Below are 23,430 nucleotides of genomic sequence, written 5' to 3'. Positions count from 1 at the left end.
ATGAATCACATATCAAAATATATTGCAGGCCTGTTGTTATTATCTGTAGCTACTTCCTGCTCATTGAAGAAAGAACCGTATAGTGCACTGGGAGATGATGTCATCCTGAAAGATCCAACCAAATGGCCGGCAGCCACGGTGGGTAATTATGCATTATTGAAAGAAGAAAACTTCACACGTAACTATTTCCAGATGGGAGAATTCCCCAGTGATGACGTATCACTGAGCGGAGCCACTACTGATCCTTTATTTTACTCTTATACATACGGTCATCTGACCAACCAGGGCAATGCGCTGCAGATTTGGCGTATGGGCTATAAAGCGATCAATGGCACCAACAAACTGCTGGCAGTGATGACAGAAGGGAAGTCGGCCGCTATTGACCAAATGATTGGTGAAAACCTGTTTATCCGCGCTTTCGTTCATTTTGGCCTGGTAAGAACATTTGGTCGTCCTTATACCCAGAATCCGGAAACCAACCTGGGCATACCTGTTGTTACCAAATTCGATATAACGGCATTGCCTAAACGTAGTACCGTGAAAGAGGTATATGGTCAGATCGTAGCCGATCTGAAAAAAGGAAAAGACCTGATGGATAACTCCAATACCAACAGCTATGCTACCAAAGCTGCCGCACAGGCCTTGCTGGCAAGAGTATACCTGTATATGGAGAAAAATGATTCTGCCCGTATTTATGCGGACTCTGTTATTAACTCCGGCGTCTATACGTTGACCGGCACTTCCGACATGCCAGGATATTACACCAAGAGTAATGAGAATAACCGGGAAACAATTTTTGCGATTCATCATACCTTACAGGATGACCGCACCTGGGGCTCTATCGGCTCTATGTATTATATGTCTCCGGGCGGTATGGGATACGGTGAAATATATGCTTCCCAGTCATATCTCGATTTACTCCATAAACATCCGGAAGATATCAGGAACAAGTTTGTACAGGCAGTGTACACAACAGATGCTAATGGTAACAAAGTATTGGCTACCCGTAATGGCGTACCTAAATGGTATATCCTGAAATACTCTAACCAGGATAACGTACCTACGCTGAGTTCTCCGGTGGTACTGCGCCTGGCCGAAATGTACCTGATTCGTGCGGAAGCCAATGCCAAACTGGGTAATAATGATGCCGCTATTGCAGATGTGAATATCATTCGTAAACGGGCCGGTTTAAGTGGTGCCGCATTATTCACGCTGCCTGATCTCCAGGGTTATGCGTCTGTACTGGATGTAGTATTGGATGAGCGCCGCCTGGAGCTGGCATTTGAAACACATCGTGCATTTGATTTGTTCCGGAATAACAGGAATCTGTACCGGAACTATCCGGGAGTACAAACCAATCCACAAACGGTGAAGTACACTGATGCAAGTGTTGTACACTTTATTCCTGAGCAGGAAATCCTGCTGGATCCAAACCTTGTACAGAATCCACTTCAATAAAATATCCTGCAAAAAGCCCCGTAAAAGGGGCTTTTGCTTTTATAAAATAATCCCGAAAAGAAGGCACAACAATAGTAAATTTATAACCAGTGAACATTTAAAAACTTATCTTCTTTCATGTATCAGATCAACCACCATTCCCGTAATTTCAGGAAAGGCTTGCTGCTGGCAGGATTTACATTTGGTATCCTGACATCGGCCGTAGCCCAGGAACTGAAATACACCTCCGGCAATAACAGCTGGAACGCGGATTCCCTCGGTAACCACCGGGTGGTAGTTAGCTTTAACGGTGCCGCTAAGGTCGCCCGTGTTGTAATTCCCTGGCGCCGCCGCGACGAACATCCGGAAGCAAAACGCATTATTGTCCAGGATGCCAAAACGAAACAAAAAATAACCAACGTAAAAACGTTGGCGCTCACCCGTGAACAGGGCGATATCTGCTTTGAACCTACCTCCGGGAAAGGCGATTACTATATATATTACCTGCCTTCTAAAAATGAAGGCCGGGATAATTATCCGAAAGGCATCTACCTGGCGCCGGAACAAACGGCTGATAACAGCTGGCTGCAGGCTATCCCCGCTGGTATGAAGCCCAATGCTATCGTAAAAGAAATGGAAGCCATTGATGCTTTCAACAGCTTTTACCCCATGGAAGTAATTGCTACTGCTACTGAAAAGCAACAGTTATTGCTGAAACACCCGGGAGCAGGATACATTATGTTTCCGGAAGACAGGCAGTTTCCTATTAAAATGACGGATGATTTACCGCAACGCTGGATAAAGAAAGGGCCGTCGCAATCCTTTACAGGCGAGGCCGACAGGGGAGAGTACTATGCTTTCCAACTGGGTATTTATGCACTGCATGATATGAAAGATGTGCAAATCACCTTTGCCGATCTGACCGCACCTGGCGGTAAAACCATTCCGGCTTCGCAGCTAAATTGCATTAATACCAACGGTACTACCTACGATGCCCAACCGTTTACTGCTAAGGTGAATATTCCGGCTAATCAGGTCCAGGCATTATGGTGTGGTATAGATGTGCCGGAATCAGCTACAGCCGGGGTGTATAAAGGAACTGCCACGCTCAACGCTGCTGGTATGCCCGCTATGCCGGTAAGAATTACGCTGACCATAACGAATAAACTAGCGGTTAACGGCGGCTTCAATGAGCCCTGGAAACAAACCCGCTTAAAATGGCTGAACTCCACACTGGCGCAGGATAATTCTTTGATTGCCCCTTACACACCGCTGGAAGTAAAAGACAGTGTCATCAGTTTGCTGGGCCGTAAAGTTGGCATTAATAAAGATGGCTTCCCTGCACAGATACAAACCTTCTTTACCCCTGAAATGACGGAGTTATCCACCCAGGCGAAGAATATTTTCACAGAGCCGGTACACTTCCATTTCATCGCTGCCGCCACCGGTAAGGATTTGACATGGAAAAACAATGGCTGGCAAATTACTTCCAAAGAAGCAGGTAAAGTAAGCTGGCAGGCGGTGAATACTACCAACGGCCTGCAGATGGACGTAAGCGCCTCCCTGGAATTTGATGGCTTCCTGGATTATACCGTAAAAGTGACGGCACTGGAGGACATATCTCTCAAAGAAATTACGATGCACCTGCCTTTTGATAAAGGAGCCGCCAAATACATGATGGGCCTGAATCAGAAAGGAGGACTACGTCCTGAAAAGATTGACTGGAAATGGGATGTAAAGAATAAAAACCAGGACGGCGCCTGGATTGGAGACGTAAATGCAGGTATTCAATTTAATCTCCGGGATGAAAACTATGTACGTCCCCTGAATACCAACTTCTATCTCCAGAAACCTTTGCTGCTGCCCACTTCCTGGGGCAATGGCGACAAAGGCGGTATCACCATCGGCGAAAAAGGGAAGGCGATCCTGGTAAACAGCTATAGCGGCGAAAGAACATTGCAGAAAGGAGAAGTATTGTATTATAACTTCCACCTGATCATTACGCCGTTCCATCCTGTTAACACTGATTTCCAGTGGTCTACCCGTTTCTATCACCGGTACAACAACCTGGATAGCATCAAGGCTACCGGTGCCACCGTAGTCAATATTCACCACGGTAACGATATCAATCCCTGGATCAATTATCCCTTCATTGAATGGAAAAAGATGAAGTCTTATATAGACGAAGCACACAACAAGGGGCTGAAGGTAAAGATTTATAACACGGTAAGAGAATTGTCTAATCACGCCTGGGAAACGTTTCCATTGCGTAGCCTGGGCCATGAGGTATATAGCCCCGGTAAAGGTGGTGGCTTCTCCTGGCTGCAGGAGCATGTGGGGAAAGACTACATCGCTGCCTGGTTTGTGCCGGAGTTTAAAGATGCCGCTATTATCAACAGTGGTATGAACCGCTGGCATAATTACTATGTGGAAGGTATGAACTGGCTGGTACAGAACGTAGGCATAGATGGTATCTATCTTGATGACGTTGCCTTTGACCGCGTAACAATGAAACGCGTGAAAAGAGTGCTGACCAAAGATAACCATCCGGGTATTATTGACCTGCATTCTGCTAACCAGTACAACAAATCTGATGGTTTCATTAACAGCGCGGTGTTGTATATGGAGCATTTCCCCTACCTGAACCGGTTGTGGTTTGGAGAATACTTCGATTACGAAAACAATAGCCCCGACTTTTTCCTCACCGAAGTGAGTGGTATTCCGTTTGGCCTGATGGGCGAAATGCTACAGGATGGCGGAAACCAATGGCGTGGAATGGTGTATGGTATGACTAACCGCATGCCATGGACAGAAAATTCAGATCCACGTCCTATCTGGAAAGTGTGGGATGACTTCGGTATGCAGGGTACAAAAATGATCGGCTATTGGGTAGAAAATAACCCGGTTAAAACCAGCAACCCGTTGGTGCCAGCTACTATCTATAAGAAGGATGGTGCGGTACTGGTTTCCATTGCCAGCTGGGCAGCAGAAGATACCAGCATCCAGTTAACGATCGATTGGAAAGCGTTGGGCATCAACCCGGCCACCGCAGTAATAACGGCGCCGGACATACGCAATTTCCAACAGGGGCAGGTATTTACAAAAGATGCCAGCATCCTGGTTCCAAAGAATAAAGGGAAAATATTGATTATAAGGAATTAGCTGTTGGCTTTTAGCTTTTAACAAAATGCAGCGAAGACATAGGCGGTAGTATATTTTACTTGCTTATGTCTTCGCTGCATTTTGCTAAAAAGCTATTCTTATTTCCCCGGAATGGCTACCCTGAATGTTTCCACGCATTTTCTGTCCTGCAGGGTTACATACACCGTTTTCTTGTCTTTGTCTCCAAAAGCAAGATTGCTGCATTGTTTCCCTTTCAGGGGTATTTCGCGGATTAATGCGCCCTGGGGCGACATCATAGCGATTACACCTTTGCCCCAGCGGGCAATATAAAGGTTACCGGCCTTATCGCATTTCATGCCATCAAACCCAAAGTCGGGAAAGCTGGCGAATAAGGTTTTATGGGAAATGTTGCCCGCCTTGTCTACTGTGTATTTCCATACTTTGCGTTGTACGCTTTCATTTACATACAGGGTTTTTTCGTCCGGGCTGAGGGCAATACCGTTGGTGGTCCCCATATTGGCCTCCAGTAATACGGGAATGCGGTTGGCATCAATACGCCAGAGTTGTCCGGTGTTATTGGCCCATTTGGGATCAGATACAAAGATCTGGTCTTTGCTGTTTACGCAAAGATCATTGGGTTGATTAAACTGATCGGAATGGACATATACGCTGACCTTTTTTGTTTTCATATCTACTGCCAATACATTGTGTTTAATGAAATCTGGCAGGAGCATGGTGCCTTTGCTGTTGAAGTGTACTCCATTGGCAACGCTGCTATCCGGGAGGGTCACGAATACTTCGCCGGCGCCGGTATGGGTATTTATTTTACCTATGGTACCATCTTGTTTAAAATTTACAACATAGAAATTGCCTGCTTTGTCAAAGTTCGGTCCTTCAATATTGGTGGAAAACATGTTTTCAGCAGTCAGGTCCCGGGCTTCGTACAGGGGCCTGGCGGAGCCGGGTTGTTGTGCCATCATAGGCAAACCCCAGCCAGTCATGATGGCGAGCAGGCATATTTGTTTTCTCATGTGCGTCGTATTTTGAAACTTTAAATTAAGGAACTGTTTGGGATTTTTCTGTGTATTAAGAAGAGGAGAATATTTATGTAATGAAATTATCAAGAATTAATTACCAGTTGGGACTGTTCTTTTGGCTGTCAACTAATTTATTAATTTTGCGCCCATGATCCATGTTTCGGAGTTTAAAGATTTGGCGCAACTAACTATTCACAAGGTGGGAAACTCCTCTAATGATGAGGCCTTACTCTGTTCCAAGGCGCCTTTGCAGCTGGAGGATGAAACGATCAGCCAGTTATTGCTAACTTATTTTATTCAGCCTTTTGCCAATGCTGCGGAGTATTTCCGGTTCCGGCACGACGCAGATATACAATTGAATGAAATTTTTCAATATTGTCGACGTATATTTACTGACCAAAACGAATTCCAGGAGCAGTCAGTTAATATTGCCAGGCATCTATATAAACATTCCACCCATCCTAAAATTAAAGGAGGAGAGCTGTATATAGCCTATTTTAGCAAGTGTCAGGTGGATGGTGAAGAAGTGGAGGCCATTGGCATTTTTAAGTCAGAGAACCGCGATACCTATTTAAAAGTCTTTCTGGCAGACGAAAATTACCAGGTGAACTATGAAGATGGTATAAACATTAATAAGCTGGATAAAGGTTGTCTTGTTTTTAATACAGAGGAATCTGAGGGCTTTAAGGTGAGCATTATAGATAGTAACAGCAAACAATCAGAGGCTGTATACTGGAAAGATGCCTTTCTGCAGGTACAGCGCCGCGAGGATAGTTACCACCAGACAGAAACAGCGGTAGACATGTGTAAACTGTTTATACATAATAAGCTGCCAACAGAATATGAGATGGATAGGGTAGATCAGGTAGATCTGTTAAATAAATCAGCCGCTTATTTTAAAGAAAAAGAACAATTCCAATTAGACGATTTTGCCAAAGAAGTACTGGGGCATCCTGATGCCATCGCTTCTTTTAAAGAATATAGGAACGAGTACGCGAGTCATTTTCAGCAAGATATCCCTGACGAATTTGAAATATCCGCACCTGCTGTAAAGAAACAGCAGAAAGTATTTAAGAGCATATTGAAACTGGATAAGAACTTTCATGTGTATATTCACGGCAACCGCGAAATGATAGAGCGTGGGTTTGATGAAGCTACCAACATGAATTATTATAAGTTACTGTTTGAAAATGAAGCATAGGTTCGTGTAAGAAGCAGTAAGAGGCAGCTGTGTGGTTGATTTTGTGTGGAGAGATAAAAGAGTATATTTAAAATTTTCTCATAAGCAAAAACCAATTGTTAACAAAGGCTGCCTCGTCTGGGCGGCCTTTTATTTTTAAGTACAGATTGCATTCGGCAAATAAAAAAGACAACCATCATGGTTGTCTTTTTTATTGTTATTTGTTATCCTTTTCAGGATTGTTATGCTTATTTGGATTACCTGGTCGGTGTTTGTGCCGCGGTGGGCGCCTATCTTGTCTGGGCGCTTGTCCGGGTTGTTGTCCGCCGGGTTGTTCGGGTTGTTGCCCGCCAGATGGCTTTGGCGCCTGTTGTTGTCTGGGGCCTTGCTGTTGCCGGGCTCCCTGTTCAGGACGTTCAGAACGTTCCGGACGCTCAGGGCGGGGTTGTTGGTCCCGACCTTGTTTAGGCTGATTACCACCTTGCTGCCGTTGTTGCTGCGGACGGTTTTCCGGTTTGGGTTTACGCTCTTGTTGCTGGCGATTGTCCGGTCTTTGTCCACCTTTGGGAGCTTGCTCCGTTCTGGGTTGACCAGTAGTGCCCTGACCTTGTTTCGGTTCGCCGGATTTTTGTTGTTTTTGTTTGTCTTTGTCTTTCTGTTTCCGCTTCTGCGCAGTTTTTTCGAGAGATTTCAGACTGATTAACCCTACCACGTCCGCGTATCCGAGGTCCGCTTCTTTTGGTTTGGCGGTTACCACTTCTACAGGTTTGAGGTCATCCGGTTTAATACCCTGCCTGTTGAGCAGCCGTATTTCTTTGGCGCGGGCAATGGTAAGCGGATATTGTTTGTTGCTGCCTTCGTAGGAGTACCACATGAGGCTTTTGAAGATATCCCTTTTCTGCAGGTGGGCTACGCCGCCGGCAGTTTCAATGTTATCAGCATCTTCAGGGAAGTCTTTCAGGGCATCGAGGTAAGTGTCCAGTTCGTAGTTCAGGCAGCATTTCAAACGACCACACTGTCCTGATAACTTCGCCTGGTTGATAGACAGGTTCTGGTAACGGGCAGCGGTAGTATTCACGCTTTTGAAATCAGACAACCACGTGGAGCAACATAACTCCCTGCCGCAGCTGCCGATACCTCCTACTTTTCCGGCTTCCTGGCGGGCACCAATCTGGCGCATCTCCACCTTGGCCCTGAATTCAGAGGCATATACTTTAATTAATTCTCTAAAATCAACGCGATCATCTGCGGTGTAGAAGAAGGTGGCTTTCCGGCCATCGGCCTGGATTTCCACTTCTGCGAGTTTCATTTCAAGTCCGAGATTACGGGCTAAGGCTCTTGATTTAATAAGGGCCTCTTTCTCGCGTGACTTGTTGTCACTCATTCGTTGCAGGTCGTCGTTAGTTGAACGGCGTAAGACTTTTTTTACTTCGGGTGTATCTTCCGCGCGTCGCTTCTTCATTTGTAGTTTTACCAGTTCGCCTGTCAGGCTCACTGTACCAACGTCAAATCCGCTTACTCCTTCTACTGTTACCATTTCTCCTTTATCAAAGAGTTGTTTGGTCACATTTCGGAAAAAGTCTTTGCGGCTGCCGTTGTTAAAACTTACTTCTATAATGTCAAATGGTGCTAAGCTATCACCAAGGGGAATATTGGACAACCAGTCAAATACATTCAGTCTGTTACAACCTCCTGTGCTGCATCCTCCATTACTCTTGCATCCTGACGGCTTCCCATCCACACCCGTACCACATCCGGCACAAGCCATATTATTAATTAGTTTAAATTTTATAAATAAGCATTTCAGGTTATTCCAGTTCTTCAAAATACGTTTTTCCTTTCAGAAAAACAAAAGGCCGGAAGCAACAAAGATAGGGAAAAGCAGCTGATAAGCCCTTCGGGATGCCCGGTAATTACATTACTGGCAAAGGTTTCTTTTTAAATATATATTGGAGCTTGATGGACAGGGCATGAAATAGCATCTTTCCGTTGGCGTTCCGTTCAATATAGTAACTGGCATTGTTCAGGGCCTCGGTAATTTCCTGCATTTGGTCCAGGTTGGCCAGTTTGGCCAGCTTGGCGGCAAAGTCCATTTCCTCAGGGGAAAAAGCCAGTTGGCTTTTATCCAGGTATTGCAACCGGAGGGTGTGTTCCATCAGGTTAATGAAGTAACGGAGGAACTGTTTTTGGTTTTCCCGCCCGGTTTTGGCGCTGGAGATGCCTTCTATCCATTCCTGCAGGGCCACCCGGTTTCCGGTAAATAAATGATTGAGCCAGTTCCGGAGCAGCTCATGATAGTCATCTTCTGAGTGCTGCAGCAGGTAGAGTGCTTCCCGGTAGTTTCCTGCCGTGAGGGTGGCAATTTGCTGGGCTTTGGCCGCCGGCAAATTGCTCCTTTCCTGGAGTGCAGTCACCATATCGGCTTTTGCCAGCGGATTTATTTTAATAAGATGTGTTCTTGATAAGATGGTGGCTAATATTTGCTCCTGGTTTTCGGCCACGAGAATAAAAAGCGTGTTTTGGGGAGGCTCCTCAATCAATTTCAATAGCCGGTTACCCTCATTACCGAGGTATTCGGGCATCCACATCACGAGGATTTTATAGCCGCTTTCAAAACTTTTCAGGTTCAGTTTATGAATAATATCCTGGCACTCGGTGGCAGTAATGTTTCCCTGCTTGTTTTCGGCACCTATAAACTGTAACCAGTCGTATGCATTGCCATAGGGCTGCGATACCACAAATTCCCGCCATTCGCTGATATAATCGGTACTGATTGGCTTGTCGCCCGCTTTACGCGGAATAACAGGGTAGGAATAATGAATATCCGGATGTACAAACTGGGATGCTTTGGTACAGGCCGCACATTGACCACAGGCGTCCTGGTCCTGTTTATTTTCACAAACAAGATACTGGGTAAACGCCAGGCCCAGGGGAAGCCCACCCGCGCCTTCGGGAGCGAGCAGTATCATGGCATGACTAAGCCGGTTATGCTGAACGGATTGAATGAGCTGTTGCTTTACCTCAGCCTGTCCTATAATATCTGAAAATAGCATGGGCGCAAGATAATAAAAAGGGGGCTAACCAGGATTATTGCAGCGATACATAGCAGGCATTATCAAATGTACCCTGACCCGTAACGGTTCTGTTGTTGGCCATAAAAAAGAATCTCCCTGAAATTGTCTGCGCCCTGGTATTTACCTTGTTAATAATAATCTGTGAGGTGTCTGTGGTCAGCAAATCAAACTTGCCATTGTTATTGAGGATGGAGGCAATCACCAAACCTTTTCCAGGTGCTCCGTGATGGGGAAAGTAGAAGGTGTCGAGGTGGAGACTGTCATTCTTCATCGCATTTTCACTAAACATCCCATCCGTGAGATTGAAGGCAATCTTAACAGAATCTGATGCCGTTTCCATGTTCAGCAGTTTAAGTCCGCCACTATCTGTGTTAGAGCGGAATATAACGCCACTGGAAAAAAGCATTACATTGACATGGTTATTAATGGTGGTCGTCATTTTTAACCCGGGACAGGAAAGGGATGGATCGTCTACAGTGTTTTGACAAGCGGAGAGAAACAGTAAAATGCAGGCAAAGGCTGTCAACAGCCAGGTGTTTTTAGTAGGGGTAAATTGGTGCTTCATGGAATACGGTTGCGCAATTGTGAATAAAAAATACAACACACCTACGTTAACGCACATACGCTAACGTAGGCAGCTGCAAAGAGCTTTTAATACACAAAGTTGGCAACGGGAAGAAAAAAGACGACAGCAATTACTTTTCTATAGCAGCAATAACTTCCGCAGACTCAGGTTGAGTTTTGGGAGAAAATACCGCTACAAGATTGCCTTTTTCGTCCAGCAAATATTTCTGGAAATTCCAGGTTACTTCAGCTGGTTCGAAATGTTTGGCTTTACTTTCTTCCAGCAGCCATTTATATAGCGGATGTATATCGGCGCCTTTCACAGAAATTTTTGCGGCCATCGGAAAACTTACTGCATATTTTTTAGTGCAGAATTCCTGTATTTCCTTGTTGCTACCGGGTTCCTGAGATCCGAAGTTGTTAGCCGGAAAACCAACAATCACCAGTTTGTTTTGGTATTTCTTGTAAAGTTTTTCGAGTCCTTCGTATTGTGGTGTATTACCACAGAGAGAAGCGGTATTAACGATTAAGACTTTTTTTCCTTTGTATTTGGAGAAGTCTATTTTTCCGCCGTCAACAGCTTCTACTTTGAAGTCGTATAGATGAGAAGAGGCAAAAAACATTACCATAGATAGTATTGCTAACCTGAACATATAAACGTTTTTTAAAAGACTGATTAAAATTTAATAGCGGTTGGCCGTAGTTGTAAAGTTAACATTCCCCTTTCAAAAAAAGGGAAGTTTTTCTGGCTCATTTCCAGGCATAAGCCACGCAACATACACTTACCCTGGCGCCTGCCTGTAGCAGGGCGGTGCAGCAAGCTTCCGTAGTGGCGCCCGTGGTGATCACATCATCTATTAGTAATACGTGTGTATCTGCCGGGAGGTGGTCATTGACTTTAAAGGCCGTGGATACGTTTTGCCAGCGGTCTGTTCGCCCTTTTTTGGTTTGGGTAGAGGTAAACTGCTGCCGGGAAAGTGTAGTGGGGTGCACTGGCAAGGGAATCACCTGTGCAATGCCATGCGCCAGCACGGTAGCCTGGTTGTACCCCCTGGTTTTTTCCTTACGGGGAAACAACGGCACCGGCACCAGCATATCAATGTCGCCAATCCAGGAGCTCTCCTGGAGTTGATAACCGGTTTGCCTTCCCAGCCACGCTGCAATATCACGGCGTTGCCGGTATTTAAAGAGATGGATGAGTTGCTGTATGCCGGACGACTGACTGTAATAATACGTTGCCGTGGCTTGTTGTACAGGCACTCTGCCACTGAATACTTTGGTTACCGGATTATGCCGGTACCGATGAAAGTGGGTGAGGGGTAATGCCTGGATACAACGCAGGCATAAGAGTTCATCTGTTGGGGGTAAGTCCGTACCGCATAACTCGCAGCAATGCGGATAAAACAGGTGAACCAGTGGGGATAACAAACTGGTAAGCATGAAATGGTTTTAAAAGTAGAATATGGTTGTTGTTAAAATAATCGCTGGTATACTTCTTCCACTCTTCCTACGGCAATTACTTCAATATGGAATTTACTAAAATCAATGCCTTTCTTGTTATAACGGGAGATAAATATTTTTTCGAAACCGAGTTTTTCTGCTTCTGCAATCCTTTGTTCAATACGGTTCACGGCCCTTATTTCTCCACTCAGTCCTACTTCTCCCGAAAAGCAAATCTTCGGAGGAATGGCATTATCTTCATAGGAAGAGAGGAGCGCACATAATACTGCCAGGTCAATGGCAGGATCTTCCACGCGGATGCCTCCGGCAATATTGAGGAATACATCTTTTACGCCGAAATGGAATCCACCTCGTTTTTCCAGCACGGCCAACAGTAATTGCAACCGGCGAAGATCAAACCCGGTAGCCGTACGTTGCGGAGTACCATAAACAGATTGGGTAACAAGTGCCTGTACTTCCACCAGGAGTGGGCGCATGCCTTCCATGGTAGCAGATATGGCTACACCACTGAGGAGGTCTTCCCGTTGTGAGATGAGAATTTCAGAGGGGTTGGTGACCTGACGGAGTCCTGTGCCGGTCATTTCGTATATGCCCAGTTCTGCAGTAGAACCAAAGCGGTTCTTAATGGTACGCAGGATGCGGTAGGCATAATGCTGATCTCCTTCAAACTGGAGTACCGTATCCACCATGTGTTCCAGCACTTTGGGGCCTGCAATAGAGCCATCTTTGGTGATATGTCCGATCAGGAATACGGGGGTGTTACTTTCTTTGGCAAAGCGTTGTAATTCTGCGGTCGTTTCCCTGATTTGTGATACACTGCCGGGTGCTGATTCTATAAAAGGAGAATGTAGTGTTTGAATGGAATCTACAATCACCAGCTGTGGCTGTAATTTTTTTATTTCCTGGAAAATTGTTTGCGTAGATGTTTCCGTGAGCAGGTAAAATTGCTCATTGGAATTTTGTATGCGGTCGGCACGCATTTTAATCTGTTGTTCAGATTCTTCACCGCTGATGTAAAGTGTTTTAATATGCTTCAGCTGTAGTGCATTTTGCAGGAAGAGAGTAGACTTCCCAATGCCGGGTTCTCCGCCTACCAATACCAGCGAACCAGCCACTATGCCGCCTCCCAGCACGCGGTTTAATTCGTTGTCGGGGGTTAATATTCTTTCTTCTTCCCGGGTAACTACTTCAGCAAGATTGATAATTTTATGTGTGCGGGTAGTCGTGGAGTCATTGTTTTTCCAGTCTTGTTGCTTCTGTGGAATATCTTTTTGTACTCTTTCTTCGACAAACGTATTCCATTCGCCGCAACTAGGACATTTTCCATTCCATTTCGCTGATTCGTATCCACAATTCTGGCAGAAAAAAGCAGTTCTTATTTTACTCATAATTTTTTAAAAACAGGATGCATACAAAGTAAGTGGTTTTATACTTATTGCATCAAAAACATAAAAAGAGAAGTGATAAAACGGGAGGAAAAAGGTATAAAAAGAGAAAAGAGCCAAACGGAAGATTCCGCTGACTCTTTCTACTTACTAACCCATTAAATTCAGGTCTAAATTACAAAATGGCTTCAGAATAAAAAAGTTTATTTAATTGATGTGAATAACTTTTGAGCTACCTGTCATATCTAACAAAGTGGCTGCCATCGCTTGTTTCAGCGCTTGTTTTTATCCAATATTACTTTCATTGGAGGCTCGTAAAATGTTGATAAATAGGGTTGATGTTGATGATTTTTGCATATGAAAAAAAGCTAATAAGAGACATTTTTTTAAATGACAAACAGACGCCTTTTTGCTGAAAAAAATAATTTTTACGCCAAAGTGGCAGTGTTAAATTTATAATTTTTAGACAAAAGGAAGGGATGGCAGACAAGTGCTAAATAAAACTTAAAAGGGAGGATCTGGTGAGATATTTGCGCCCCTCTTTGCACCAAATTTAACGTAATATGACACCTGGAATCATGTTTTTATCGCTGATTTTTGTGGGGATCAGTATGCTGGTAAGCTATGTACTCAAAAGTAAGTTCCAGGCTTACAGCCAAATACCCACCTCTTCCGGATTGACAGGTAAGCAAATTGCGGATAAGATGCTGAAAGACAATCAGATATATGATGTTCAGGTCAGGGAAACAGAAGGTTTCCTGTCTGACCACTACAATCCGGCCGACAAAACCGTGAATCTGAGCCCGGACGTGTACAATGGTGCTAATGTGGCTGCCGCCGCGGTAGCTGCCCATGAATGTGGACACGCCGTACAGCATGCTGCCGCTTACCCTTTCCTCGGACTCCGGTCTAAGCTGGTGCCTGCCGTACAAGTCAGTTCCAGTATCGTTTCATGGGTATTATTGGGCGGTATTCTGCTTATAAACACCTTCCCTCAGTTACTCCTGGGGGGTATTATCCTTTTCGGAATCACCACCTTATTTGCCCTGGTAACGCTGCCGGTGGAGTTTGATGCCTCCCGCCGGGCGCTGGCCTGGTTAGATAGTAGCCAGGTAATGAGAACGGCTGAGCATGATAAGGCGAAGAATGCCCTCTGGTGGGCTGCCATGACTTATGTAGTAGCTGCATTGGCTTCAATGGCCACTTTATTTCAATACATCCTGATTTATATGGGAGCCCGGAACCGGGATTAAGATATATAATATATTTATATGAGCGATAGGCTCCAGCTTTTAGCTGGAGCCTATTTTTTTAGTTATCAAGGTTAAAACTATCCGTTAACATTTTGTTAAGAGAATCAAATATTTTTTATATTTTTAAACTCTGAATGTGAATTCAGCCAATTTTTAGTGATCCGCCTGTGTCAGATTGTGTACTGTCGGTGTGCATTGCTTGTTTTTGCTTAAAGAAATATTGATAAGGCCCAAAAGTACCTCATCAGCCAAATGTTTATCAAACTGCTGTTCATAACTCAAAATCTAAACTAAGAACCATGTTGCGATTCTACTCGATGGTGGGCATGTTGTTGTTCCTATGCACCTTGACATTTGCCCAGTCAAGACAAATTAATGGTAGGGTTACCGATCAGAAAGACGGTAGCGGCCTGCCTGGCGTTACTGTGAAAGTAAAAGGTACAAATACGGGAACGTTAACCTCAGGAGACGGTACCTATAAGCTTGAGGTGTCTGATAAAGGCGCCGCCCTGGTATTTTCTTTTGTGGGTTATACTGACCAGGAAATAGTGATAGGCAATCAGAAAACAATTAATGTAAGCTTATCAGCAGGCAATAAAGACCTCTCAGAAGTGGTGGTAGTGGGTTATGGTACCCAAAACAAACGTGATCTGACAGGTGCGGTGAGTAAAATTGCGGCCAAGGAAATAGAGAATCAGCCGGTAGTAAGCCTTGAATCAGCTATCCAGGGTAAAACACCTGGTGTGGTTATCGAATCCGGAAGTGGTAAAGTTGGACAAGGTATTAAAGTACGTATCCGTGGTACGTCTTCTATCTCTGCGAACAGCCAGCCGCTTTATATAGTAGATGGAATGCCGGTAAACTCTACCAGCCAGACAGATGTAAACAATGATCCTACTAACCCAATGGCTGATATCAACCCTAATGATATCGAGTCTATCGATGTGTTGAAAGATGCGGCTGCAACGGCTATCTATGGTGCCCGTGGTTCCAATGGTGTAATCCTGATCACTACCAAAAAAGGAAGATCCGGAGAAAGGACTAAAATAGAACTTAACGCTAACACCAGCTGGGGAAAGCCAACTACTATGAGAGGCTTTCTGGATGCTAAACAATATGTAACACTGCTTCACGAAAGAGCGGCAAATGATGGTAAGACTGCGTTTGCAAATGGAGATGTTTACACTGATGATGGATTGCCTTTTCCTACTGAAGCTGCCGCCATCGCTTACTTCACGGATGAAGTAGATGGAGCAATGTCTGAACTGGCACTGGGTAAAGACTTTAATAAACTGGGTTATAGTACTAACTGGGAAAAAGCACAATTCAGAAATCCGGCGCATGCACAGCAGTTAGATTTATCTGCTTCAGGCGGTACGGAGAAAACCAGATTCTATGTATCAGGATTCTACAATAGCCAGGAAGCCATTGTAATCAATAACAAATTTGTTCGTTATGGTGGCCGTTTAAACCTCGAACATAATGCTACAGACAAGGTGTCTTTCGGTATGAATCTGAATGTAAGTCGTTCTCAACTGGATCGTGTAAGCAATGATAATATTTTCTCTACACCCAGCCAGCTGGTAGCACAAACGCCATTGTCGCCATTGCGTGATTCTACCGGAGCGATCAATAACAATACGCTTTATCCTAATGGTTTGTGGGATGCACAGTTCAACTCTAACAGGCAGGTAACTTTCCGTACTTTAGGTAATGTATTCCTGAACTATAAAATACTGCCCATCTTAACCTTCCGTTCGGAATTGGGTGCTGATATCTCCAGCCTTACAGAAGATCAATACATTGGTATCAAAGCATCTGATGCTTTGGGTAAGGGAGGGGCTTCTTCTAACTACATACAGAACGTATCACTGAATACCAACAACTACTTTACACTCACACCTAAATTAGGTGAAGATCACAACCTGAGTGTGACTGCTGGTATGAGCTATCTGCAAAACGACTTCTCAACTACTGAAGTGAGCGGAGAATTGTTCCCTTCAGATATCATCAAAAAGCTGGTAGCAGCAGCTTCTATTACTTATGGCAACTCTACTGCACAGCGTTATACTTTCCTTTCTTATTTTGGAAGAGCTACCTATGCTTATAAAGAAAAATACCTTGCCTCTGTAAGTTTACGTTCAGATGGATCTTCCCGTTTTGGTCCGAATAGCCGTTATGGTTGGTTCCCTGCTGCATCATTGGGCTGGGTAGCTTCCCAGGAAGACTTCCTGAAAGATAATAAAACACTGAACTTCCTGAAACTCCGCGTGAGCTATGGAACAACAGGTAATGCGGAAATTGGTGAAAACAGGTATTTAACATTGTTGCAGCCAACTTCTTATCCTCAGTTACCTGGATATCGGCCATATCAGATGGGTAACCCGAATCTGAAATGGGAGAAAACAAAACAATTTGACGTGGGTGTGGAATTCGGTTTGTTTGATAACCGCCTGAGTGGGGAAGTAGATTACTATAACAAGCAAACATCAGATTTGTTGCTGAAGGCTAACCTGCCATATTCTACCGGTTATGATTTCCAATATCTGAATATTGGTAACATGGAAAACAAAGGGGTGGAAATTTTGCTGAACAGCATCAATATCAATAGCCGTAATTTCAAATGGAACACTTCTCTGAACCTTTCTTATAATAAAAACCGCGTAAAGGATATCAGAGGACAGATCATTGAATCAGCTAATAAAGAACAGAGAGCTGTAGAAGGACAACCAATCGGTGTTTTCTACATGCCTAAATTTGCAGGTGTAGATCCGCAAACCGGAGATGCATTATATCTCGATGCTGCTGGTAAAACAACTTCAGATTTCTCTAAAGCACAAAGAATGGTAGTTGGTAAATCCAATCCTGATTGGACAGGTGGTTTAACCAATACGTTCTCTGCTTACGGATTTGATTTGAGCGCTTTCTTCTCCTTTGTACAAGGTAACAGTATCTTCAACCGCGCAGGTGTATACCAGGACAACGGTTTTGCCGGTGGGTATGATAACCAGTTAACAAGTGTATTACAAAGATGGCAGAAACCTGGTGATATTACCAATGTGCCTCGCTTATCCTATTATTATTCTGATGGTGGTTCCGGAGTTGCTAACAGTCGTTGGTTATTTGATGGATCATATATCCGCCTGAAATCACTCACACTTGGTTACACATTGCCAAAGAATGTTGTCAATACACTGAAAATTTCAAGTTTACGTGTATACGTAGCAGGTTATAATCTGTGGACCAAAACCAAATATTTTGGCGATCCTGAAATCAACTCAGATGTACTGGGTAATATTGCTGGTGGTATTGACTATTATACTGTGCCACAGGCCAAACAGGTTACAGTGGGATTAAATGTTAAGTTTTAATTTTAAACATGTAAATGATGAAATCATATAAAAGATATATAGCTCCCATTTTGTTGGCGGTTTCTATTGCAGGTTTTTCGGCCTGTAATAAAAAACTGGATGTGGCGCCAGGGTCATACATTAACCCTGATCAGGTGAAAGATGAGAGTGACGTAAATGCAGAATTAATGGGAGCTTACGCCAATTTGCAACATTATGATGCCTACGGTGAAAGGGGAATCTTAATACCTGATTTGCTGGCTAATGAAGGAGAGTTGTCCTTTGTGGGAACATTCCTCCCTTATCGGCAGATAGAAGCAAAGTCCCAGTTGAGAACAAGTGGTATTGCAGAGGGTATTTGGCAACGTGGGTATAAAATCATTAATAACCTGAATATTGTTATCGGAAACATCAATCTTGTATCTGAGGACAATAAGAAGGCAGTAGAAGGGGAAGCCAGATTTATCCGAGGATTGGTCTATTTCCATTTAGCTAATTTGTATGGCAAGCCATATTCTGCAGGGGCCATTTCCACTAATCTTACGGTGCCACTGATTCTCGATCCTATTGTTGAGGAAAAAGATCTGCCAAAAGGAATGCAAGCCAGAGCAACTGTAGAAGCGATACACAAACAAGTATTGTTAGATCTGCAATTTGCTGCTGAAAACCTTCCTGAAAGAAACACCAAGGGACGGGCCACGAAATATTCAGCCTATGCTGTCCTTTCAAGAGTTTATATGGCAGAAGGCTTATATAGAGAGGCCGCTACAGCAGCAGATGCGGTAATTGCAAGTAAAGCTTTTGTTTTAGCTCCTTCTTTTGATAAGGTGTTTAACAATGCATCCAACTCTCCGGAAGATATCTTTGCTATTCAACAAACAAACCAAAGTAACGCCGGAACTTCAGATAATGGGTTACAGACTTTCTATGCTTCCCGTGCAAACGGAGGCAGGGGAGATATCCTGGCTGATTTGAGCAAACTACCTTATGGTGCTACAGATGATCGTAAAGGGTTCTCTTATACAGGACGTGGTATCACTGGTGTAAGCGGATTGTATTCAACTAAATGGAAAGAGCAGTATAAAGTTTATACAGTAGTACGTTTGGCAGAAATGTATCTGACCAGGGCAGAATCCAACCTGCGTGCAGGCACCAGCATAGGCGCTACTCCATTGGAGGACGTAAATAAAGTAAGAGTAAGAGCCAATACGACTCCATTAGTAGCTGTTACTGCGGCTGATGTAGTAGAGGAGCGTTTAAGAGAGCTGGTATACGAAGGAGACAAACTCTGGACATACAAACGCCTGAAAATGAATGTGGGCACCCGTAAGTATGATGATGATAAGCTGGTGCTCCCTATTCCTCAACGTGAAACAGACGTTAATAGCAAGCTCACCCAGAACCCGGGATATTAATATTTCCTAATATAATGAGTCTTTTGCGGGCTTCCCATCACCGGGAAGCCCGCTTTCATTAGCGAAATATTAATAATATCAACAGCCTTTCATTTTCTGTTAATAACTTTTATACAAATTTTTTATTGAAAACCAATCTGTTACAAAGGTCCCTTATAAAAAAGTGTCTAAAATGTATGGTTATTAAGATTGTGCAATGTACCTTTGCACTCCTCATAATGGGGAATTGTTTACAAGACGTAATTTTTTATCGTATACAACAATGAATACATTAAGTTTCAGAACTAAATCGGCTAACGACGCTTACGTAAAGCGTGACTGGCATATAGTAGATGCTACCAACCTGACACTGGGTAGAGTAGCAGCTAAAATGGCGGCTATTTTAAGAGGTAAAAACAAACCTTATTATACGCCTCATACTGATTGTGGTGATTATATCATCGTAATCAACGCTGAAAAAATTGCTTTAACCGGCAATAAAATGGCGGAAAAAGAATACATGCACTACACTGGTTTCCCAGGTGGTCAGAGAATCGAATTGGCTAAGGACCTGGTTCGTCGCCGTCCGGAAGTACTGATCGAAAAGGCTGTTAAAGGCATGCTGCCTAAAAACCGTCTGGGTCGTGCGATGTACAAAAAATTATTTGTATATGCAGGTGCTGAGCATCCGCATGCTGCGCAGAAACCACAACCTTTAACTTTCTAATTTTTCTCTGATACATGGAAAAGCAAAAAAATACAATAGGTCGTCGTAAGGAAGCTGTTGCCCGCGTTTACATCAACAAGGGTACCGGTAACATTACAGTTAACGACAAAGATTATAAAAACTACTTTTCTTTGATCTACCTGCAGAACCAGGTGGAGCTGCCTTTCAAAACTATCGATGCACTCGATAAATTTGATGTGAAAATCAACGCACAAGGTGGTGGTATCAAAGGTCAGGCAGAAGCTATTAAGCTGGGTATTGCCCGCGCACTGTGCGAAGTGAACATCGAGTTCCGTCCCGCACTGAAAGCAGCAGGTCTCCTGAAACGTGATCCACGTGGAGTTGAACGTAAGAAACCAGGTAAAGCGAAAGCAAGAAGAAGCTTCCAGTTCTCTAAACGCTAATATTTTTGAGCTATTGGCCGTTAGCTACTGGCTAATTCGCCAGCCGCTAAAAGCTAAACATTATTTGATCCTTTTAATTGAGCAATATAAACATGGAAAATAATACCTCATTGCAGCAGCAGTTACTGGAGGCAGGTGTTCACTTCGGTCACCTGAAGAAAAAGTGGAATCCCAAGATGCTGCCTTATATTTTCGCAGAAAAGAAAGGTATTCATATCATTGATCTGAACAAAACCGTAGAAGGATTACAGGAAGCAGCAGCTGCCCTGAAATCTATCGCTAAAAGCGGTAAAAAGATCATGTTCGTTGCTACTAAAAAGCAAGCGAAAGAAATCGTAGCAGACGCTGCGCGTAACATCAACATGCCTTTCGTTACCGAAAGATGGTTAGGTGGTATGCTCACTAACTTCTCTACAATCCGTAAGAGTGTTAAGAAAATGCAGAGCATTGAAAAAATGCTGCAGGACGGTACATTCGACAATATCACTAAGAAAGAACGTCTGACTTTAAGCCGCGATAAAGAGAAAATGGAGAAAGTGCTGGGTGGTATCGCTCAACTGGCACGTGTACCAGCTGCACTGTTCATGGTTGATATCAGCCACGAACACATCGCACTGGCAGAAGCTAAACGTCTGGGCATCTCTACTTTCGGTATGGTAGATACTAACTCTGATCCTACTAAAGTTGACTTCGCAATCCCTGCGAACGATGACGCTACTAAATCTATCGCTATTGTTACCAGCTACATCTGCGCAGCAATCGCTGAAGGTCTGTCTGAAAGAGCTACAGAGAAATCTGAAGAAGTAGAGGAAGAAGAAGAAGCAGACGATAAGGCACGTAAATTCGACGTTGAAGGCGGTGAAGATCGCGAAAGAGGTCGTAAACCAGGTGCTCAAGGTGGTGGACGTGGTCAAGGCGGCCCAGGTGGCGCTAACCGTGGTGGTCAAGGCGGTCGTGGTCCAGGTGGCCAGGGCGGCGGCGCTAACCGTGGTGGTGGAGCTAACCGTGGCGGCGGTGCACCAGGAGGACAACGTCGTCCGTCTGGCGCAGGCAGCAACAACGGTCCTAGAAAACCAGGTGGCGGAAGATAATTATTACGCTTTAAGCTATTAGCCTTTAGCTTTTAGTAAATGCAACAGAAATTAGTTTCTCATTGCATTTATTAAGACCTAAAGGCTAATAGGTAAAAGCTGATCATAAATTTTTACAACAATTAAACTATTTATAGCTCATGGCAACAATTACAGCAGCTGATGTAAATAAACTGCGTCAGCAAACTGGTGCTGGTATGATGGATTGCAGAAAGGCACTGGTAGAAAGTGATGGTGATTTTGAACAAGCAGTAGACTACCTGCGTAAAAAAGGTCAGAAAGTGGCTGCTTTACGTTCCGATCGTGAAACCAAAGAAGGCGTTATCATCGCTAAAACAGCAGCTGATGGTAAATCCGGTGTTATCGTAGGTCTGGGTTGTGAAACTGACTTCGTTGCTAAAAACGAAGATTTCGTAAAATTTGCACAGGCTATCGTTGACCTGGCACTGGCTAACGGTATCAAAACCGTAGAAGAGCTGAACGCCGCTTCTCTGGATGGTGCTACTGTAGCAGATAAAGTAAATGACCAGGTAGCTAAAATCGGTGAGAAAATCACCCTGAATAAATTCGAATTCGTTGAGGCTGGCGCAGTAACTTCTTACATCCACGGTAACTTCCGTATGGGCGTACTGGTTGCTTTCTCTAAACCTGTTTCTGAAGAAGTAGGTAAAGATATCGCTATGCAAATCGCAGCTATGAACCCTATCGCAGTTGATGCGGATGGCGTTCCTGCTGAACTGATTGCCCGCGAAAAAGAAATCGCTGTTGAACAAGTGAAAGCAGAAGGTAAACCTGCTGAAATGGCGGAAAAAATCGCTGCCGGTAAAGTGAACAAATTCTTCAAAGAAAGCACCCTGCTGCAACAGGCTTTCGTTAAGGACAACAACAAGTCCGTAGCGGATTACCTGAAGTCAGTAGATGCTGACCTGAAAGTGGCTGGCTTTAAGCGAATCGCTTTAGGTTAATATCATCATATTAAAAAAAAGGAGAGAATTCGTTTCTCTCCTTTTTTTTGTGCATAACTAATCATACACTTTAACCCAACGGAAAACAGGAAGTATACAAGGCATTTTTTTCTTCATTTCCTCCTTTCTGCATTTAAGTTGTATATTAGAATACCGTAAACCAGATTAGGACATCACATCTTACAATATTTTATAGCGTCATGTTGCCAAAGTATAAGCGTATTTTGCTCAAATTGAGCGGTGAGGCCCTCATGGGGGATGCAAATTATGGTATTGATCCGAAGGTGATAACACAGTACGCCTATGATATTAAGGCGGTTACCGACCTAGGGGTACAAGTAGCCATCGTCATAGGTGGAGGAAATATCTACCGCGGGATGAATGAAGCCGAAACAGGCATTGAAAGAGCACAGGGCGATTATATGGGAATGCTCGCCACAGTTATCAATGGCATGGCCCTGCAAAGTGGATTGGAAAAAGTAGGTCTTTATACCCGCCTCCAGTCTGCCATCAAAATGGAACAAATTGCTGAACCTTATATCCGCCGCCGCGCTATCCGCCACGTGGAAAAAGGTCGTGTTGTAATATTCGGTGGAGGTACCGGTAACCCGTACTTTACTACGGATACTGCTGCTTCCCTGCGCGCTATCGAAATTCAGGCAGATGTTATTCTCAAAGGAACCCGCGTAGATGGTATCTATACCGCCGATCCTGAAAAAGATAAAACAGCTACCCGCTTCGAAACCATTACTTTCTCAGAAGTATACCAGAAATCCCTCAACGTGATGGATATGACAGCATTTACCCTTTGCCAGGAAAATAAGCTGCCCATTATCGTATTTGATATGAACCGCCAGGGTAACCTCCTGAACGTGATCATGGGTAAAAATGTAGGGACATTGGTGAAAGGATAGCTTTTAGCTTTTAGCCGTTAGCTTTTAGCAAAAATGCAGCGAAGAACATATGCTATTATGTTTCTCGCTGC

At 44.0% G+C, this 23,430-nt stretch carries 18 protein-coding genes; 11 read left to right on the top strand and 7 right to left on the bottom strand.

Going from position 1 to position 23,430, the window contains the following annotated elements:
* Positions 1-1,458 (top strand): RagB/SusD family nutrient uptake outer membrane protein, encoded by a 1,458-nt coding sequence (locus AC5ZC7_RS28825; RefSeq protein WP_496160870.1) that lies wholly within the window; start codon positions 1-3, stop codon positions 1,456-1,458.
* Between the two features lie 117 nt (positions 1,459-1,575).
* Complete coding sequence (locus AC5ZC7_RS28820; RefSeq protein ID WP_496160869.1) at positions 1,576-4,599, top strand: glycoside hydrolase domain-containing protein; 3,024 nt, start codon at positions 1,576-1,578, stop codon at positions 4,597-4,599.
* Positions 4,600-4,697: 98 nt separating this feature from the next.
* On the opposite strand, the gene AC5ZC7_RS28815 is transcribed toward AC5ZC7_RS28820, so the two are convergent.
* A complete protein-coding gene (locus AC5ZC7_RS28815) occupies positions 4,698-5,591 on the bottom strand; it encodes an SMP-30/gluconolactonase/LRE family protein (RefSeq protein ID WP_496160868.1) in 894 nt (297 codons plus the stop codon).
* Positions 5,592-5,745: 154 nt separating this feature from the next.
* Here AC5ZC7_RS28815 and AC5ZC7_RS28810 point away from each other — a divergent pair, with 154 nt between their 5' ends.
* Positions 5,746-6,798: a nucleoid-associated protein gene (locus AC5ZC7_RS28810; protein ID WP_496160867.1), complete on the top strand. Its 1,053-nt coding sequence runs from the start codon at positions 5,746-5,748 to the stop codon at positions 6,796-6,798.
* Between the two features lie 196 nt (positions 6,799-6,994).
* On the opposite strand, the gene AC5ZC7_RS28805 is transcribed toward AC5ZC7_RS28810, so the two are convergent.
* The 6 genes from AC5ZC7_RS28805 to radA form a co-directional block, all read right to left on the bottom strand.
* Entirely contained in the window at positions 6,995-8,545 is a 1,551-nt protein-coding gene (locus AC5ZC7_RS28805) for a regulatory iron-sulfur-containing complex subunit RicT (RefSeq protein ID WP_496160866.1), read from the bottom strand.
* A 145-nt stretch (positions 8,546-8,690) separates the two neighbouring features.
* Positions 8,691-9,830, bottom strand: a complete 1,140-nt coding sequence (locus AC5ZC7_RS28800; RefSeq protein ID WP_496160865.1) for a DNA polymerase III delta subunit-related protein — start codon at positions 9,828-9,830, stop codon at positions 8,691-8,693.
* A gap of 34 nt (positions 9,831-9,864) precedes the next feature.
* Complete coding sequence (locus tag AC5ZC7_RS28795; protein WP_496160864.1) at positions 9,865-10,416, bottom strand: hypothetical protein; 552 nt, start codon at positions 10,414-10,416, stop codon at positions 9,865-9,867.
* 130 nt (positions 10,417-10,546) lie between these two features.
* Entirely contained in the window at positions 10,547-11,068 is a 522-nt protein-coding gene (locus AC5ZC7_RS28790) for a glutathione peroxidase (protein WP_496160863.1), read from the bottom strand.
* Positions 11,069-11,165: 97 nt separating this feature from the next.
* A complete protein-coding gene (locus tag AC5ZC7_RS28785) occupies positions 11,166-11,855 on the bottom strand; it encodes a ComF family protein (protein WP_496160862.1) in 690 nt (229 codons plus the stop codon).
* 32 nt (positions 11,856-11,887) lie between these two features.
* The gene (gene radA / locus AC5ZC7_RS28780) at positions 11,888-13,264 is read right to left on the bottom strand and encodes a DNA repair protein RadA (RefSeq protein WP_496160861.1); all 1,377 of its coding nucleotides are present in this window, start codon (positions 13,262-13,264) and stop codon (positions 11,888-11,890) included.
* Between the two features lie 560 nt (positions 13,265-13,824).
* Here radA and AC5ZC7_RS28775 point away from each other — a divergent pair.
* From AC5ZC7_RS28775 to pyrH, 8 genes are all read left to right on the top strand, one after another.
* The gene (locus tag AC5ZC7_RS28775; protein ID WP_496160860.1) at positions 13,825-14,514 is read left to right on the top strand and encodes a zinc metallopeptidase; all 690 of its coding nucleotides are present in this window, start codon (positions 13,825-13,827) and stop codon (positions 14,512-14,514) included.
* A gap of 299 nt (positions 14,515-14,813) precedes the next feature.
* Positions 14,814-17,885: a SusC/RagA family TonB-linked outer membrane protein gene (locus AC5ZC7_RS28770; RefSeq protein ID WP_496160859.1), complete on the top strand. Its 3,072-nt coding sequence runs from the start codon at positions 14,814-14,816 to the stop codon at positions 17,883-17,885.
* A 14-nt stretch (positions 17,886-17,899) separates the two neighbouring features.
* Positions 17,900-19,279, top strand: coding sequence for a RagB/SusD family nutrient uptake outer membrane protein (locus tag AC5ZC7_RS28765; RefSeq protein ID WP_496160858.1), 1,380 nt, complete (start codon positions 17,900-17,902; stop codon positions 19,277-19,279).
* Between the two features lie 262 nt (positions 19,280-19,541).
* Positions 19,542-19,985, top strand: a complete 444-nt coding sequence (rplM, locus tag AC5ZC7_RS28760; RefSeq protein WP_291925722.1) for a 50S ribosomal protein L13 — start codon at positions 19,542-19,544, stop codon at positions 19,983-19,985.
* 14 nt (positions 19,986-19,999) lie between these two features.
* Positions 20,000-20,389, top strand: coding sequence for a 30S ribosomal protein S9 (rpsI, locus tag AC5ZC7_RS28755; RefSeq protein WP_145661599.1), 390 nt, complete (start codon positions 20,000-20,002; stop codon positions 20,387-20,389).
* Between the two features lie 92 nt (positions 20,390-20,481).
* Complete coding sequence (gene rpsB, locus AC5ZC7_RS28750) at positions 20,482-21,480, top strand: 30S ribosomal protein S2 (protein ID WP_496160857.1); 999 nt, start codon at positions 20,482-20,484, stop codon at positions 21,478-21,480.
* 140 nt (positions 21,481-21,620) lie between these two features.
* Positions 21,621-22,445, top strand: coding sequence for a translation elongation factor Ts (tsf, locus tag AC5ZC7_RS28745; protein ID WP_496160856.1), 825 nt, complete (start codon positions 21,621-21,623; stop codon positions 22,443-22,445).
* Positions 22,446-22,645: 200 nt separating this feature from the next.
* A complete protein-coding gene (gene pyrH / locus AC5ZC7_RS28740; protein ID WP_291925708.1) occupies positions 22,646-23,359 on the top strand; it encodes a UMP kinase in 714 nt (237 codons plus the stop codon).
* Positions 23,360-23,430 lie beyond the last annotated feature (71 nt).

The organism is Chitinophaga sp. 9-1-y, from assembly GCF_059511905.2.
Note: the sequence above shows the minus strand (reverse complement) of the source record. Positions and strands in the feature narration are given on the sequence as shown.